Raw genomic sequence first — 14,409 nt, 5'->3', positions numbered from 1 at the left:
GGCGGTGTCTCTACTGGCGACCCCTGCGAAAGGCGAAACGATGAACCCTGTCGACGATCTGGCCACTGTCCTCGAGTCCACCAGCGAACTGGTCGCTGGCGTGTCTCGCTGGGACGCGCCGACGCCGTGCCCGGAGTGGACTGTCCGCGAGCTGGTGAACCATCTGGTCCTCGGGCACCGGCTGTTCACGGCCGCCCTGCGCGGTGACGCGGGCGGCTCGCTGGACCCGCGCACTTCCGACGCGCTCGGCGACTATCCGGTGGCGGCCTACCGGGACGCGGTCGCCGGTCTGCTCGCGGCGTTCCGGCAGCCGGGCGTGCTGGAGGGGACTTTCGAGGTCCCAGCCGGGACAGTTCCGGGGATCGCCGCGCTGCATCTGCGGATCGTCGAGGAACTCGTGCACGGCTGGGACCTCGCTCGCGCCACCGGGCAGGAGCCGAAGTTCGAGGACGCCTTGGTGGAGCGGGAAATCGCGTTCAGCGCGGCTCGGCTAGCTGACCTTCCGGCGGAGCGCAGTCCGTTCGCGGCGCCAGTGCCGGTCGCGGAGGACGCGCCGCCGTTGGATCGGCTGGTTGGGCTGCTCGGCCGGTCGCCGAATTAAGCGACGCGGAAGGTCAGCAGACCTCGTTGGTCGGTCAACGGGACTGCTGATTCCAGCACTAAGCCAGCGGAATCGGCGAGGGTGCAGAATTCTTCCACGCGCCGTTCGCGTCCGCCGAAATGGACCAGCATGACCAGGTCCATTTCGGTGCGCGCGTGAATTCCGCCGACCGCTTCGATGGCCAGAATCCGACCGGACGGGCCCGCCGCTTCCGCACACCGCTTCAGGACGCGGCGGGCGTTGTCGTCGTCCCAGTTGTGCAGGATGTCCACCAGTACATAGACATCTGCTCCAGACGGGAGCGGGTCGAAGAAGCTGCCGCCCAGGACCTCGACGCGGTCGGCGAGGCCGCGTGCGGTGAAGGCGGCACGGGCCTCGCTCGCAGTGGGTTCGAGGTCGATCAGCTGCGCCCGCAGTTTTGGCTGAGCCTCGAGGATCGCGGCGAGCAAATCTCCTCGGCCGCCACCGACGTCGACTACTGTGCCGAATGCGGCCCAGTCGATTCCGGCGATCACTTGCGGGATCTCGGTGCGGAATCGGTTGGTCATCTGCCGGTCGAAGGATTGCCGCAAATGCGGTTGTTCGGAGAGATCGGTCCAGAAATCCTTGCCGTATCGACGGGAGTAAGCCGCCTCGCCGGTACGGACGCTGTGCGCCAGTTCGACGAAAGCGAGTTCGGCGCGACCGGCGGCCCGGTCGAGGTGCAGGAGGTTGGCGACGCCGTTTTCCTTGTCAGCGCACAAGTTCTCGCCATAGGAGGTGGTCAGGTAGCCGTCGTCGGTGCGTTCGACCACGCCGAGCGTGACCAGGTGGCCGAGCAGGACGTCGAGCGCGACCGGGGAAAGATCCAGTTCCGCGGCGACGTCGTCGACAGTGCCGGGGGCGCGCAGCCGGTCGGGCAGGCCCAGCGTTACCGCGACTCGCAACGCCATCGGAGTGGCCAGGCTGGCGGCACGGAGGAGGAGGTTCGCGTCATCACTCACGTGATTCCACCTTGCCAGCCCGGTCAACCGAATTTTCCGGGCCAGGTGGCGGTCTTGACGAATTCGGCGAAGCTGCGCGGCGAACGGCCGAGAGCGCGTTGGACGCCGTCGGAAACGTGGGCGTCGCGGCCTTCGCGCAGCGGTTCGATGACGTCGGCGAAGATCGCAGCCTCGGCGCGCGGCAAGCCTTGGTCGACCAATTCCGCGACGTAATCCTCAATGGACAGTGGAACATAGCGGATTTCCCGGCTGGCCGCGGCGGAAATCGCTTCGACCGCCTCAGCCAGTGATACCGCACTGGGCCCGGAGAGTTCGTAGGTCTGCCCCGCGTGACCGTCTTCGGTCAGGGCGGCGGCGACCACCTCGGCGATGTCCTCGGCGTCCACGAAGGTCGCCGCGCCGTCACCGGCGGGCAGGCGCAGTTCGCCGGCGGCCACGGCGTCGGCGAAGAATCCCTCGCTGAAATTTTGCGCGAACCAGCCGGGGCGGCTGATCGTCCACTCCAGACCGCTTTCCCGGACGGCCGCCTCGCTGTCCGCGATACCGTCGCGCATTCCGGTGCGGTCGCGGACGTAACCCGGGTCGTCGATGCCGCGTCCGGACGCCAGCACGATGCGCCGCACACCGTGTTTTCGGGCCTGCGCAACGAAGGGGCGGACCAGGTTGGTCCCGTCGAGCTGCACGACGTAGGCCGCGCGGATGCCTTCCAACGCGGCGCCCCAGGTGCTGGCGTCGGTCCAGTCGAAGGGGTGTTCGCCGGATCGCGCAGCCGCGCGGACCGGGTGCCCGGCGGCGCGCAGCCGGGAGACGACGCGGCGGCCGGACTTGCCGGTCGCGCCGGTGACCAGGATCGGGTGTTCAGCCATGTCTTCAGTCAAGCGGCAGGCTCCCCGCCCGGCCATGGTTGAAAAGCTCGCCTCGATGTCTGCGCGTATACGCTGGCCAGGTGGACGCAGTAGCGGAACTGCTCGCGGACGTCCGGGTGCGCGGTGCGGTCTTCCGGCAGACGATCATGCCGTCGACGTGGGCGTTGCGGGTCGCCACAGGTACGCCGCTGACCTTGGCGCGGATGCTGCGCGGCGAGGCGTGGATCGTGCCCGACGGGCTCGCACCGGTCCGGATCGGCGCGAACGACATCGCCGTGGTTCGCGGTGATGTGCCGTACGTGGTGGCCAACGATCCGACCGCCCCGCCGACGCACACCGTCATCGCCGCCGACTACTGTCCGCCGCCGACCGACGGTCGCACCTGCGGAAATCCGTCCGAGGACGCAGCCGTATTGCTCAGCGGGGCGGTTGAAAGCCGTGGCCAGTCCGGCGAACGGTTGTTGCGAGCGTTGCCCGAGGTGCTGGTCGTACCGGCCGGCAGTCCGCATCCGCCGGCCGAGGTGTTCGCCGACGAGGTCGGGAAAGACCGGCCGGGACAACAGCAGGTACTCGACCGGATGCTGGACTTGATGCTGGTTTCCGCGCTGCGCACCTGGTTCGACAACGCCCCGGTCCAACTCGATCCGGTGGTAAGCGCCGCGCTGAAGCACCTCCGCGAGGATCCCGCCCGCAGTTGGACAGTCGCGGAACTGGCTGCCGAAGCGGGAGTGTCGAGGGCAGCGCTAGCCCGGCGGTTCACCGAGCAGGTCGGCGAACCGCCGATGGCCTACCTCGCGGGCCGACGCGTCTCACTAGCCGCCGAACTGCTCCGCACCACTGAGTACACAGTGGACACTATCGCGCGAACAGTCGGCTACGCCAACGCTTTCGCACTCAGCGTAGCCTTCAAACGACGACGCGGAATCCGGCCGAGCGAACACCGTCACAAAAGCTCGGTGTGATACTTCGCCGCCAACGACCGCGCCCGCTGGCCCTGCTCGGCCTTCTCCGCACTCGCCACTTGCCGGAAGAATTCCTCCTGCCCGGCCGGGGAGCACACGCAGTACATCCGCGCGGGCCGGTCGGAGATGTTGCGGAAGAAGTGCGGCGCGTTGGCCGGGATGTTCACCGTCTCGCCCGCGTGCACGATCGTTTCCTCGCCGCGGAAGGTGAACCGAAGCTCGCCTTCGAGCAGGGTGAACATCTCCTCGAAGTCGTGCCGGTGCGGCGGCGGGCCGCCGCCGGGCGGGACGCGCATGTCGATCAGGCAGTAGCGGCCGTTGGTCTGCTCGCCGGACACCAGGATCGTGTAGCTGTCGCCGACGAGCTCGAGATTCGGCAGGTCGTTCGGGCGCGCGACGGTGAGCTGGCGCCGCGGATCGTCCGGGGGAAGAGAGGTCATCGATTCTCCCTGCGAGGCAACGGAATCCGAAGACGGGCGACACGGCAGAAAATCCGGAACATTTCGTCCGCTTATTCAGATTAGCTTAAACTGACGGGCAGTGTCCAGGCACCGCGAGGAGAACAGATGTCCCGCCCGCGCAAGGTCCGCAAGGACGCCGAGGCCAACCGCGAACGGCTGCTCGCCTCGGCTGCCGCGGCGGTGCTCCGCGAAGGCCGGCACGTTCCGCTGGCCACTATCGCCGCCGAGGCCGGTCTCGGGATCGGCACGCTCTACCGCAGCTACTCCGACCGCGACGCGTTGCTGCAAGCACTGGAGCACCGCGCGTACGGCCTGCTCAACAGCCTGCTCGACCAGATCGAATCCGACGAAGACAGCACTGGCCTCGACTCGGTCGCCCGCTATCTCGAAGGCACCGTGGACCTCGCCGACCAGCTGGTACTCCCGCTGCACGGCGCGCCTCCGCTCGTCACCCCGGAGGCAGTGGCGGCGCGAAAGTCGATTTACCGACGGCTCGGCTTCTTCCTCGCGAGCGGTCGCGCGGACGGCAGCATCCGCGGCCAGGTCAACGCCACTGATCTCATCGCGTTCAGCACCCTGCTCACGCAGCCGAAAGCCGCCGTCCTCGACTGGACCCACCTGGCGAGACGGCAGATCGCGCACTTCCTCAACGGCATCGCGACCGAGGGGCCGAGGGAAGTGCCTGGTCCCGCCGTCGAACGCGAGGACGTCGAGCAGGCCTTCGCCGCACGGGCGGACAGTTAGAAGGTCTTCCGAACGATCGGCCATGTTACCGTCGGGCGTCGTCAAGGAGGTGGGGATGCCCGCAGCAGGCACCCGCAAGCCGATGCGCGAACGGTTCCGCGAGCAGGTGCGCGAGGAGGTCAAGGTCGTCGCGCTCAACCAGCTCGCGGCCGGGGGCGCGCAGGCGATCTCGATCAACGCCATCGCCAAGCAGCTCGGCGTCTCCGGGCCGGCGCTGTACCGCTACTTCTCCAGCCGCGACGAACTGCTGACCGTCCTGGTCATCGACGCGTACAACGACCTCCGCGAGGCCATGGCGACAGCCCTCGACACCGACGCACTCGACGCGGAAGCGCAGGTCCGGCTGCTGGCCGCCGCATACCGGGCCTGGGCGCAGGAAGAACCGCACCGGTACGAGCTGCTGTTCAAGGCGCCGTTCCCCGGATACGACGCGCACGCCAAGCCGCTCGCCGAAGCGGCCCGGTCGCTGATGGGCGTGGTGCTCGGGGTGTTGCACCACCTCGATTCCGCCACCGCGGAAAAGCCGACCGCGTACGAGAACGAGGAAGTGCTCGACGCCCGGCGCGCCAACAGCGAGAACCACCAGCTGGCAGTCGCGTTGTGGTCGCGGCTGCACGGCTTCGTCAGCCTCGAAATCGGCGGCGGCTTCACCGCGATGGGCCTCGACGCCGACGCGCTGTTCGAGACCGAAGTGCGAGTACTGGCAGACCGGGTCCGCCGCGCCTCCTGATCACCGGCGAGACGCGCGCGGCTTCGCCCCCAACGCCACCGCCAGCACGGCCCCGGCCACCATGCACGCGCCGACCACCCACAAACCGGTCCGCTGCGTACCGGTCAGGTCGCGCAGCCAGCCCGTCACATACGGCGCGACGAACCCGCTCAGATTGCCCAGCGCGTTGATCAACGCGATCCCGCCTGCCGCCGCCGCGCCGGACAGGAAGTTCGACGGCAGTGCCCAGAATGTCGGCAGCGCCGCGCACACGCCCATCGCGCAGATGGTCACCGCGGTCATTGTGGCGTAAGGGTTTCCGAGATACAGCGCGACCGGGATCGCCGCGCCGCCGACGAGCATCGGCAGCGCGACGTGCCACGTCCGTTCCCCGGTGCGGTCGCCGTGGCGGGCCCACGGGACCATCACCAGCGCGCCCGCGACGTACGGGATCGCGTTCACCAAACCCGCCTGCAGCACGGTCAGTTTCGTGCCGAACTCCTCGCCGAACCCGGCGATGATCGTCGGCAGGAAGAAACCCAGCGCGTACAGGCCGTAGACGACCGCGAAGTACACGAACGCCAGCCCGAGGATCCGCGGGTGCGTCAGCGCTTTCCGCAGCGGCCAGTGGTGTTCGGCTTCGGTGGCGCGGCGTTCGGCGTCGAGTTCATTGGTGAGCCAGTCGCGTTCCTCCGCCGACAGCCACTTCGCGGTTTCCGGCCGGTCGCTCAGGCAGAACCACGTGACGACCGCGAGCAGGATCGCCGGAATTCCTTCGACCAGGAACATGAACCGCCAGCCGGACAGGCCGAAGACGCCGTGGCCGCCGCTGATCAGCAGGCTGGAGACGGTCGAGCCGATCGCGCTCGACACCGGCACCGCGCACATGAACAGCGCGACCGCCTTCGCCCGCTGCGCCGCCGGGAACCAGTACGTCAGATACAAAATGATGCCAGGGAAGAACCCCGCCTCGGCGACACCGAGTACGAACCGCAGCACCACCAGCGTCGCGGTGTTCGGCACGAAAGCCATCGCGACGGCCACCGCGCCCCAGGTGATCATGATCCGCGCGATCCAGCGGCGCGCGCCGAACCGGTGCAGCGCGAGATTGCTCGGCACCTCGAGGATGAGGTAGCCGATGAAGAAGATCCCCGACGCGAGCCCGAAGGCCGTCGCGGTGAGCCCGAGTTCTTTGTTCATCCCGTTCGGACCGGCGAACCCGATGTTGACCCGGTCCAGGTAGTTGACGAAGTACAGCAGCATCAGCAGCGGCATGACCCGCACCGCCGCCTTGGCCATGACCCGGTTGCCCAGTGCGCTCGTCTTCGTCGACATGTCCGGATCTCACCCGGCCGGACCCCGCTGAGTCAAGGTTTTGCGTAATGCTTCGCGACCGCGGTGAACGCCTCCTTCGGTTCCCAGTTCAGCCCTGGGTACGCCGTGCCCGAGCGGTCTTCCAGGACCTTCACCAGGCCGAAGCTCGCGAGGTCGAGATCGTTGCCCCCGGGCCGGTGCGGATGGTTGTAGAGCGCGAACAGGAACACGAACGCACTGTCCACTCCCTCCTCGTCGAAGATCTCCAGCAGCTCGCGCAGATACCCCGCCTGCCCGGCTTCGTCGCGCTCGTACTCGCCGTCGATGCGGAGCGGATCGCCGGTTTCCTTGTCGTACTCGACGATTTCCATGCTCCGCGGCGCGACGTCGCCGGACCCGTGCCAGGTCGCCGTGCCGAAACCGGTGATCGCGACCGGTTTCCCTTGCGCCACCAGGGTTCGCACGCCGTCCCGGAAGATCGGCGCGACCTCGGCGGAGCGGATGAGTTCCACCGTGACGAAGTCGAACCGGCTCCAGTCCACCTGCTCGAACTGGATGCACGCGTAGGTGACCGGGCCGTGGAACCGCTCCCGCACGAGCTTGACGGCGGTGTCGAGGAACGGGTCGAGCCGCTTGCCCACCGCGGCCAGCCGCTCGGCGCGACCCTCGGGTTCGGCGAGCAGCGAACTGACCCGTTCCGCGACGTCCTCGCCGGGAAGGAAGCCGTGGTTCATCACGCTCAACTCGACGCCGGTCACGAACACGACGTCGGCCCCGGTGGCGCGCAGCCGTTCCGCGCGGGTGGCGCAGTCGGCGAAGAGGGCGAGCATTTCTTCGTGGGTCTGTTCCAGCGGATACGGCGAGAACCAGACCTCCAGCCCCAGGTCGGCCGCCCACCGCGCGGCCCGCTCCAGCCGCTCCGGATCGCCGCCGACGAGATGCACCGCGGTGCAGTGCAGGTCGTCGCGGATGATCGCCAGTTCGCGTTTCACCACCTCCGGTTCGAAGTTCTCCCGCGACGACCGTCCATTGCGGACGAACCCGGTCTCGTACGTCATTCCCTTGCCGCGCATGGCGGTTTCCTCTCGTTCGGGGACACGCTCACTTTACGCACGAAACTTGCGTGCACGCAAGTTTGCGTAGGCGCACGAAGGCTGCGAGACTGGATACGTGACCGGATTGCGCGAACGGAAGAAGGAGGCCACCCGCGTCGCACTGCGCGAAGCAGCGCTGCGGCTGGCGCTCGAACACGGGCCGGCGAACGTCCGCGTCGACGACATCGCCGAGGCGGCCGGGGTCTCGCCGCGGACCTACAACAACTACTTCTCCAGCCGCGAGGAAGCGATCGTCGCCGCGGTCACCGCGGACCGCGAGAGCCGGATCGCCGCCGCCGTCACCGAGCGCCTTTCGGAGACCCGGCTGGCGGAGGCGATCGTCGACGCGATCACCGCGCAATACACCGATCCCGGCGAGCAGAGCCGCGACGCACTGCTGCTGATCACCACGAATCCCGGGCTGCGAACGGCATTTCTTGACGCTCCGGCCGCACTGGAAGATCCGCTGCAGGAAGTGATCGCGACCCGGGTCGGCGACCCGCAGACCGCGCGCGTGCTGGCCGCCTCCATCGCCGCGGCAGTGCGGGTCGCGTTGGAGCAGTGGACGCAGCCAGCGGGCAACGGTCTGGTCGTGGTGTCCGGGTCACTGCCAGACCTGTTGCGGCGCATGCTCGAACCGCTCGTTCCGGCCCTCGACGCCGCGGAGGCCTGAGGACTCAGACGTCGATCTGCTCGAAGATGTGCGGGTACGACTCGATGTCGTCGGAGGTCTCCGCCGCCAGCCGCTGGAACTCCGGATTGCCGAACGCGGCGGCGAGCGCCCCGGTCGATTCCCAGACCGCGACGTTCATCAGCAGCTGGCTGCCCGCCGTTCCCCGGTGCATCCGCAGCGAGACGAATCCGGGCTGAGCCTTCATGTACTCGGCCTGCTTCTTGAAGGTGGCCAGGAACTCTTCGGTCTTCCCCTCCGGGACGACGAAGGTGTTGGCCAGGACGATCGGTCCGGTCTTCTCCTTGAACTGAGCGAACATCGGCGTGCGCGGGTCGAGGCTCTGCAACTTGGCCATTTCGGGACTTCTCCTTGCGGTCGACTGAATCTAGCATTGCTAGCTGTTGAGTCAACGCTAGCACTGCTGCCGCTCGGTTGTCTAGCAGCGCTAGAAATAGGCCAAGCCGGTGAATCCCCGTCCGCCCCGCGTTCAGTTCAGACATTCTCTTCACAACTTTGTGAAAGCTGTGTACCTTCTGAACTATTCAGAGGGGAAGGAGCGACGATGACCCGTCAGGCAGGACTCCCGCTCGCCAGGGGCGCGTGTCCGTTCGATCCGGCACCGGCCCAGCGCACGCAGGCTCCGGTCGAGCCGCTGACCTATCCGGACGGCACCGAGGGCTGGCTCGTCACCGGATACCAGGAGGTGCGGGCAGTCCTCTCGGACAAGCGGATGTCCGCGCGAGTGGAGCTGACGAAGATCCCGATCGACTTCGGCCCGCTGCCGCCGCCGAAACCGGCTGACCCGGGGGTGTTCAGCGGGATGGACGACCCGGACCACCACCGCTATCGCAAGCTGCTGACCGGGGCGTTCACCGTGCACCGGATGCACAAACTGGAGGACCGCGTCACGGAGATCGTCGACGACCACCTCGACGCGATGGCCGCCGCGGACGGTCCGGTCGACCTGGTGGAAGCGTTTGCGCGGCCGGTGCCGTCACTGGTGATCTGCGAACTGCTCGGCGCGCCGTACGAACGCCGCGCCGAGTTCGACAGGTTCACCACCACGATGTTCTCCAAGGACGTCCCGATCGCCGAGCGGATCGACGCCACCCAGGGCGTCGTCGCGTTCATCGCCGGGCAGATCGAGGAGAAGCGGGCGCGGCCGAGCGACGACCTGCTGTCCGACCTGGTCCGCGGCGGCGAGCTGACCGACGAGGAACTCGCCAACATCGGCATGATGCTGCTGGTCGCCGGATTCGAGACGACCCGCAACATGATCGCGCTCGGAACGCTGGTGCTGCTGGAAAATCCGGAGCAGCTGGCGAAGTTCAAGGCTGATCCGGACCTGGTCGCGGGCGCGGTCGAGGAACTGCTGCGCTACCTCAGCGTGATCCACATCGGCCCGATCCGCACCGCACTCGAGGACGTCGAACTCGGCGGCGTGACGATCAAGGCGGGCGACCCGGTCGTCATGTCGCTGCCGGTGGCCAACCGGAATCCGGAGAAGTTCCCGGACCCGGACGAGCTGGACGTCACCCGGCGCGCGGCCGGACAGCTGGCTTTCGGACACGGCGTGCACCAATGCCTCGGACAGCAGCTGGCCAGGGTCGAGATGCGAACCGCGCTGTTCCGGCTGTTCGCGCGCTTCCCGGACCTGCGGCTCGCGGTGCCGTTCGCCGAGGTGGACCTGCCGCACGACGCGTCGATCTACGGTCCGGTGCGACTGCCGGTGACCTGGCAGCGGGAGTAGCCTGGCAGTGGCGGATCGAAGACGGGAATCGAGGTTTTCCGCGCTGTGCATGCGATTGCTCTGATTGGCGCCTTCACGTTCGTCTGGTTCGGGATGGTGCTCGCCATCTCGTTCCTGGAAGCCCCGCTGAAGTTCCGCGCGCCGGGGGTGACCATCCCGATCGGTCTCGGCATCGGCCGGTTGGTGTTCCGGGCCTTGAACCTCGCCGAGATCGTGCTCGCGGCGGGGGTGGTGGTCACCGTGGTGGCCGGGCGGCCCGGGGCCGCCGTGACCGTGCTGGCGGCGGTGGCGGTAGTGGTGCTGATCGGGCAACTGGGAGCGGTCCGCCCGGCGCTGAACCGGCGGACGGACCGCGTCCTCGCCGCCCCGGAGGGCGCGGAGCTGCCCCGGTCTCGGGCGCATTTTGTCTATATCGCAACGGAAACCGTGAAGGTCCTCGTGCTGCTGGCGCTCGGAATCCTGACCGTGGCCGGTTAGCGGCTCACGCGAACCCTTCCAGTTCGGCGATGCGGCGGAACACCTCACGGGTGTCCACCCGCTCCATCTCCGGGTCGAGTTCGTAATACACCGCAAGCACATTCTGCGCGAGACGGCCGTGCTCGTCGAGGTCCGCGAACCGGCCCAGCGAGATGTCGCGCATCGCCTCCTCCGAGGTCATCCCCCGGCGGTGGCGGTCGGCCGCCTCGGCTTGTACCCACTGCAGGTAGTCGAGGACCGAGCGGATGCCGTCGGCGTCGGTGACCGGGCCGTGGCCGGGGACGACGAACTCGGCGTCCATCGCCAGCATCGCGTCGCAGGCGGCGATCCAGTTCGACACCGGCCCCGCCCAGGTGATCGGGGTGCCGCCGATGAACAGCAGATCCCCGGCGTACAGCACGCCCTCGTCGGGGACCAGCACGACGCTGTCGCCCTCGGTGTGCGCGGGGCCGAGGCAGCGGATTTCCACTGCCACGCCGCCGATGTCGAGCTTCAGCTGTTCGGCGAACGTCCGGGTCGCGTAGGTCGTGGTGATGGAGTCGAAGTCGAACGGGTGCAGGATGTGCTGGGCGAACCGGCCCAGCGGACCTTCCTGATGCACCAGGCCGCGCATGAGATCGGGGCCGTTGGTGCGCATTTCTTCCGCCGTGGCAACGGAGGCGATGATAGCGGCGTCGGCGACCAGTTCGTTGCCGAACCAGTGGTCTCCGTTCGCGTGCGTGTTCACGACTGTCTTGATCGGACTGTCTGCTGTGGTGTTCCGCAGACCGCTCAGCATTTCCCGGGTCATCGGCACGTCGAAGAGGGTGTCGACGAGCAGGGATTCTCCTGCCCCGGCGATCAGTCCGGCATTGCTCCAGCCCCAGGTCCCGTCCGGGACCAGCCAGGCCGAGCAGTGTTCGGTGAGCCGGTGCTGTCCTTTGGTGTAGGGAATGTCTTGGAGCACACTTACCTCCTAGGAACGTGCACCTCGGGTGCACCTTGATATGAAGCCAATCCCGCGCCTTCCGGAGCGTTCTGCCGTTTTCCCACCGGGTTTCGCAGCACACCGATGCCAGCCGCGGCAAGTTCCACTACGTCGCCCGGCTGGATCCAGCGGTCCAGTTCCAGCCCGCATCCACCGCCGACGGTGCCGAGCCCGAAGAACTCCCCGGGATAGATGTCTTCGTCCAGCGACGCCCACGCGAGCACCTCGGCGAACGAGAACTGACGGTCCTTTGTGGACCCGGAAGCCCAGACCTCGCCGTTGACCGTCGCCGACATCCGCACCGCCCATTCGTCGACCTCGTCCATGGTGAGCACGCACGGGCCCATCGCGGTGCAGAAGTTTTTCCCTTTGGACGGACCGATCGTCAGGCTCATCTCGAACATCTGGATGTCGCGCGCGCTGACGTCGTTGAAAATCGTGACGCCGGCGATGCGTCCGGCAGCCTCGGCCGGGGTGAGGTTTTTGCCGCCGCCGGAGGTGAAGAAACCAAGCTCGAGTTCGAAGTCGAGCTGTGCGGTGTAGGACGGCCAGAGCAACGGCTCCTCCGGCCCGATCACCGTCTCGACGTTGCCCTGGTAGCAGATCGGCATCGCCTCGAAAGCGGGCGGAACGGCGAGGCCGGAGCCGGAGGCGTGCTGGGTGTAGGTCAGGTAGTCGCGAATCCGGCGCGGCCTCGGCACCGGGGCGAGCAGCCGGACCTCCTCCTGCGGAAGCACCGCCGGATGACCTTCGTCGATCAACAAGTCGCCTTTTTCGGCCGCGGCGTCTGCGAGCTGAAGCGCCTGCTCAGCCCTGGCGCGCGCCTCGGCCCCGCCCTCGAAGAAGGCGACCATCTCGGCCGGGACTTCGGCCCCGGCCTTCACCGCCCGCAAGACGCGTGCCGGATCCACCACGACGTCGCCATGCAGCACACCGAGCCGGGCCGTACCCGCGGATTCGTAGGTGACCAGCCGCATCGCCGCCTCCTTGAACTGGAGTATAAATTTGGACTTGAGTCCAAGTTATGCCGCGACGTAAGTAGCGTCAAGGGCGTCGTTCAGCAGGCGCCGGGAGGAAATGATGGTTGACTGCGAGGCATGACGGCAGAAGCGACGGGCGACCGGCGGACCAGGCAGCGACACGAACGCCGGGACCGGCTGTTCCAGGCGGCCGTGGAGCTGTTCGTGGAGCGCGGCTACGACAACACCACGATGGAGGACATCGCCGAACGAGCCGACACCGCGCGCGCCACCGTGTTCAACCACTTCCAGCGCAAGACGGCGTTCCTGGACGAGTGGAGCCTGCGCCGCCGGGAACGCGCGATGACCGCGGTGCGCGCCGAAAACCTCGAGGACCGGCCGCTGCGCGAGGTGCTCAGCCGGTACCTGATCGAACTCGCGCGCAACAGCCTTGACTCCCGGGCCGAGACGATCGCCTGCATGGGCGCGGCGATCCACTCCACCAACGTCTTCGGCAACCCGGAACTGGCCCGCGAGTTCGGCTCGTTCGTCGCACGGGCGCAGGAGGCCGGGGAGATCCGCGCGGACATCGATCCGGCGCAGGCCGGGTTGTTGCTTGCTACGTCCTATTTCGGGACGCTGAGTTCGTGGATCGAGAGCGAGGCTGCTCCGTTTGATCTGCAGGAGCATTTGCTGAACATGGTGGAGATGATCCTGCGCGGGATCGCGGCTCGGTAGCTGCTCGTGAGTGTTTGTGCCGGTGAGAACCCCAATTCCGCGTAGCTTGAGGCGGCACTACGGGTGCGGTTGAGGCGCGTCTGCCCGGGTCGAAGGCCCTAAGCTGGGCCAGTAGTCCGTGAGGGGAACCCTGAGGGACTCAGAGTCCCTCAGGGTTCCCCTCACGGACCTCAGCAAAAGGTCGCAGGCCAATGCCGCGGCGGCATTGGGTTCTCACCGGGATAAACGCTCACGAGGCCCGAACCCCCGCGATCCCGGACAACAACTCGCCCATGTCCACCACCACACGCGGCTCGCCGCCAGCCAACGGCACCGCCGTGATCCGGCCGCCGAGGTCGGATACGTAAGCGACTTCGGCGTCCACCGCCAAACCGATCGCCTCGGTGAATCCGCTCGCCAGAATCTCCGGCTCGGCGCCCTTCTCCCCCGGACCGGGGATCGGCGCGCGGTTCAGCGTGTTTCCCTTCGGAGCCGCACCACGGTCGGTCCAATACAGGTACCCGCCATGGATTTCCAGGTCGATCGGCTCCGGCAAGTGGTCCCACAGGGTCTCCACGTCGGACCGGTCGCGAGCGGTCTCACCTGAAGGAATCTCCAGCCCAGCACGGAAAATCCGTCCGACGCCGCCCTTTGCCGGACCCTTTTGCGTCCAGTAGAGGTGCGTCGAGTCCACAGTTACGCCGACGCATTCCTGCGTCCCGCTGTCGTCCGGCTCGTTCACGATCAGATCCGTGAGCCCAGTTCCGTCCGGACGCACCCGGGTGATTCGGTAGCCTTCCCGGTCTCCCCAGTACAGGGAACCGTTGTACGCCAACTGTTTCCCAGTAGTCAGAGTTCCATTCGGGACAACATCGCGCGCCCCGGTGCCATCGAATGACACTGCGTGCAAGCCACCGTTGCGAGCCGAGTAGTCCAGGCCAGCTTCACCCGGCACGGAAGGGTCGCGCGTAGGCATGCCCATGGTGGTCCAGTAAACAGTCCCCTCGGCGACGACAACGCCGTCCGGCGAGACACCAGCGTCTTTGTACAGCGGGGTAACCTGCCCGTCGGGAAGTCCGACGCGGTAAATCGTCCCGGTGCGAATGCCCAGCACTACCAGCTCGCTGAACAT

At 67.4% G+C, this 14,409-nt stretch carries 17 protein-coding genes; 8 read left to right on the top strand and 9 right to left on the bottom strand.

The features are described from left to right. Positions 1-40: 40 nt before the first annotated feature. On the top strand, positions 41-601 hold the full coding sequence (locus tag ACFORO_RS26225) for a TIGR03086 family metal-binding protein (protein WP_377869101.1): 561 nt from the start codon (positions 41-43) through the stop codon (positions 599-601). On the opposite strand, the gene ACFORO_RS26220 is transcribed toward ACFORO_RS26225, so the two are convergent. Together ACFORO_RS26220 and ACFORO_RS26215 are read right to left on the bottom strand one after the other, a co-directional pair. After that, positions 598-1,584 carry a methyltransferase gene (locus ACFORO_RS26220; RefSeq protein WP_377869100.1) on the bottom strand — a complete coding sequence of 329 codons (987 nt, stop codon included), beginning with the start codon at positions 1,582-1,584 and terminating at the stop codon, positions 598-600. The genes ACFORO_RS26225 and ACFORO_RS26220 overlap by 4 nt on opposite strands. Before the next feature lie 23 nt (positions 1,585-1,607). After that, positions 1,608-2,450 (bottom strand): NAD(P)H-binding protein, encoded by an 843-nt coding sequence (locus tag ACFORO_RS26215; protein ID WP_377869099.1) that lies wholly within the window; start codon positions 2,448-2,450, stop codon positions 1,608-1,610. 80 nt (positions 2,451-2,530) lie between these two features. Between ACFORO_RS26215 and ACFORO_RS26210 the strand changes: the two genes are divergently transcribed. Continuing rightward, positions 2,531-3,412, top strand: coding sequence for an AraC family transcriptional regulator (locus ACFORO_RS26210; protein ID WP_377869098.1), 882 nt, complete (start codon positions 2,531-2,533; stop codon positions 3,410-3,412). Here ACFORO_RS26210 and ACFORO_RS26205 read toward each other — a convergent pair. After that, a complete protein-coding gene (locus ACFORO_RS26205; RefSeq protein WP_354742978.1) occupies positions 3,394-3,852 on the bottom strand; it encodes a cupin domain-containing protein in 459 nt (152 codons plus the stop codon). The genes ACFORO_RS26210 and ACFORO_RS26205 overlap by 19 nt on opposite strands. A 126-nt stretch (positions 3,853-3,978) precedes the next feature. Between ACFORO_RS26205 and ACFORO_RS26200 the strand changes: the two genes are divergently transcribed. After that, positions 3,979-4,617: a TetR/AcrR family transcriptional regulator gene (locus ACFORO_RS26200; protein ID WP_377869097.1), complete on the top strand. Its 639-nt coding sequence runs from the start codon at positions 3,979-3,981 to the stop codon at positions 4,615-4,617. A 55-nt stretch (positions 4,618-4,672) separates the two neighbouring features. Beyond that, positions 4,673-5,347, top strand: coding sequence for a TetR/AcrR family transcriptional regulator (locus ACFORO_RS26195; RefSeq protein ID WP_377869096.1), 675 nt, complete (start codon positions 4,673-4,675; stop codon positions 5,345-5,347). On the opposite strand, the gene ACFORO_RS26190 is transcribed toward ACFORO_RS26195, so the two are convergent. Further along, a complete protein-coding gene (locus ACFORO_RS26190; protein WP_377869095.1) occupies positions 5,348-6,661 on the bottom strand; it encodes an MFS transporter in 1,314 nt (437 codons plus the stop codon). Between the two features lie 32 nt (positions 6,662-6,693). Next, entirely contained in the window at positions 6,694-7,713 is a 1,020-nt protein-coding gene (locus tag ACFORO_RS26185; protein ID WP_377869094.1) for a hypothetical protein, read from the bottom strand. Between the two features lie 97 nt (positions 7,714-7,810). On the opposite strand from ACFORO_RS26185, the gene ACFORO_RS26180 reads away from it, so the two are divergent. Then, positions 7,811-8,407: a TetR/AcrR family transcriptional regulator gene (locus ACFORO_RS26180; protein ID WP_377869093.1), complete on the top strand. Its 597-nt coding sequence runs from the start codon at positions 7,811-7,813 to the stop codon at positions 8,405-8,407. Positions 8,408-8,411: 4 nt separating this feature from the next. On the opposite strand, the gene ACFORO_RS26175 is transcribed toward ACFORO_RS26180, so the two are convergent. Continuing rightward, on the bottom strand, positions 8,412-8,762 hold the full coding sequence (locus ACFORO_RS26175; RefSeq protein ID WP_354742988.1) for an antibiotic biosynthesis monooxygenase family protein: 351 nt from the start codon (positions 8,760-8,762) through the stop codon (positions 8,412-8,414). A 207-nt stretch (positions 8,763-8,969) separates the two neighbouring features. Here ACFORO_RS26175 and ACFORO_RS26170 point away from each other — a divergent pair, with 207 nt between their 5' ends. Continuing rightward, complete coding sequence (locus ACFORO_RS26170; protein ID WP_377869092.1) at positions 8,970-10,157, top strand: cytochrome P450; 1,188 nt, start codon at positions 8,970-8,972, stop codon at positions 10,155-10,157. Between the two features lie 93 nt (positions 10,158-10,250). Next, entirely contained in the window at positions 10,251-10,634 is a 384-nt protein-coding gene (locus ACFORO_RS26165) for a hypothetical protein (protein ID WP_377869298.1), read from the top strand. Between the two features lie 4 nt (positions 10,635-10,638). Here ACFORO_RS26165 and ACFORO_RS26160 read toward each other — a convergent pair whose 3' ends face one another. After that, positions 10,639-11,580 carry an MBL fold metallo-hydrolase gene (locus ACFORO_RS26160; RefSeq protein WP_377869091.1) on the bottom strand — a complete coding sequence of 314 codons (942 nt, stop codon included), beginning with the start codon at positions 11,578-11,580 and terminating at the stop codon, positions 10,639-10,641. Positions 11,581-11,582: 2 nt separating this feature from the next. Further along, positions 11,583-12,578, bottom strand: coding sequence for a fumarylacetoacetate hydrolase family protein (locus ACFORO_RS26155; protein ID WP_377869090.1), 996 nt, complete (start codon positions 12,576-12,578; stop codon positions 11,583-11,585). A 120-nt stretch (positions 12,579-12,698) separates the two neighbouring features. On the opposite strand from ACFORO_RS26155, the gene ACFORO_RS26150 reads away from it, so the two are divergent. Then, a complete protein-coding gene (locus ACFORO_RS26150) occupies positions 12,699-13,298 on the top strand; it encodes a TetR/AcrR family transcriptional regulator (protein WP_377869089.1) in 600 nt (199 codons plus the stop codon). 229 nt (positions 13,299-13,527) lie between these two features. On the opposite strand, the gene ACFORO_RS26145 is transcribed toward ACFORO_RS26150, so the two are convergent. Continuing rightward, the gene (locus tag ACFORO_RS26145) at positions 13,528-14,409 is read right to left on the bottom strand and encodes a hypothetical protein (RefSeq protein ID WP_377869088.1); all 882 of its coding nucleotides are present in this window, start codon (positions 14,407-14,409) and stop codon (positions 13,528-13,530) included.

It is taken from the genome of Amycolatopsis halotolerans, from assembly GCF_042647905.1.
Classification (GTDB): Bacteria; Actinomycetota; Actinomycetes; order Mycobacteriales; family Pseudonocardiaceae; genus Amycolatopsis; species Amycolatopsis halotolerans.
Note: the sequence above shows the minus strand (reverse complement) of the source record. Positions and strands in the feature narration are given on the sequence as shown.